Origin of the sequence: Okeania sp. SIO2F4 (assembly GCF_010672385.1) — a bacterium.
Lineage (GTDB): Bacteria > Cyanobacteriota > Cyanobacteriia > Cyanobacteriales > Microcoleaceae > Trichodesmium.
The window spans coordinates 1-1,356 of the sequence record NZ_JAAHGT010001416.1 but is presented as its reverse complement, the minus strand read 5'-3'; the positions used below and the strand labels follow the sequence as shown (position 1 = coordinate 1,356).

Below are 1,356 nucleotides of genomic sequence, written 5' to 3'. Positions count from 1 at the left end.
TTTTTGGCAGGAAATAATAGTAACGGTCAAGTATTACCTCACGCTAAAATTATTGTTCAAAGTGATAGTGGAGAGATATTAGGTCACAATCAAATTGGTAATATTATTATCAAAGCTAGTTCTTTAGCGTTAGGGTATTATCCCAACATATTTAATAATTCTGAAAATTTAGCAACGGATGATTTAGGATTTTTTGATCGTCAAGGTTACTTAAAAATAGTAGGTCGTAGCAGTCAAAAAATTCTTACTGGTGGGGAAAATGTTTTTCCGGCAGAAGTGGAAGCTGCTATTTTGGCAACTGGGTTAGTTACTGATGTTTGTGTAATTGGTTTAGCCGATCAATATTGGGGTGAAGTTGTCACTGCTGTTTATGTTGGTAACAATTTTCAAGTTTCTAGGGAAAAATTGTTAGTTGCTATTGATGGAAAGTTGAGCAAATTTAAACAACCTAAATATTGGCTAAAGGTTGAAAATTTACCTCGTAATTATCAAGGGAAAATTAATCGGGAGTTGTTAAAGGAAATTGCCATTCAAAGAATTAAAGCTATGGTGTAAATATTGTTCAATTTGTTAATTTTCCCCAACTATTTACTTTTGTTTCCTTTTTTCTTTCTCTATTTTTTTATTCTTCCCAATTCAGTCTTCTTTCTTCCTTACTTCTGCTATTTGCGACATTACTTTATCGAATTGGTATAATCCACTTTTCATCAACATTTATCAGCAATTAACTCATTGCCTTTTGAGCAGGAATTAGTATTGATAGATTTGAGGAGAACTAAAAGTATTGAAAAAAAACTGACCTTGACCACAAGAAGTATCTATTCATTAGACCTCTTGCAAAAGTCTTGATTAAATTAATTCAAGATATAAAATCAACAATTTAATCTCCCTATTCCCTCCATACCTATTCCCTATTCCCTGACAACTGCCACGAAGTCTATTATTTATCAAACAGCTAAAAGCTGAATGCTTACAGGTTTATTAAGAGAAAAAGGTAATACTGCTTTAGAATTATATAGCTTTTCTCAAGTATAGAGCTTTATGCAGTTTGCGACAGAATTATGTAACAAATGAAGAATAGAGGTAAAAGTTTCATACTGTTTATCCATAGCTTAATTTCTTTAAATTGTCTGAATAAAGATAGAAAAAATAGTAGTAACCAAAAATAGAACTATAGCTCAATACGGTTCAGTTAAGAATTTTTTTTGCAGTTTTGTAATCTAATATCAAATCCGCTTAATTCAGTATAAAAAAATGTTCCTTCTTCAATTATTACCAAATCTTTCTCAATTCTCTTCACTCCTCACCCCTTTTGGGACGAATGGCTATTTGCTGACGCAAAGCTCTGCTTTTCAA

Annotated in this window: 1 protein-coding gene; it reads left to right on the top strand. The window is 31.6% G+C overall.

What is annotated here, in order from left to right; translation table 11 throughout:
* Positions 1-555 (top strand): AMP-binding enzyme (locus tag F6K22_RS40870; RefSeq protein ID WP_293110885.1); only part of this gene is annotated, 555 nt, incomplete at its 5' end.
* Between the last annotated feature and the right edge of the window lie 801 nt (positions 556-1,356).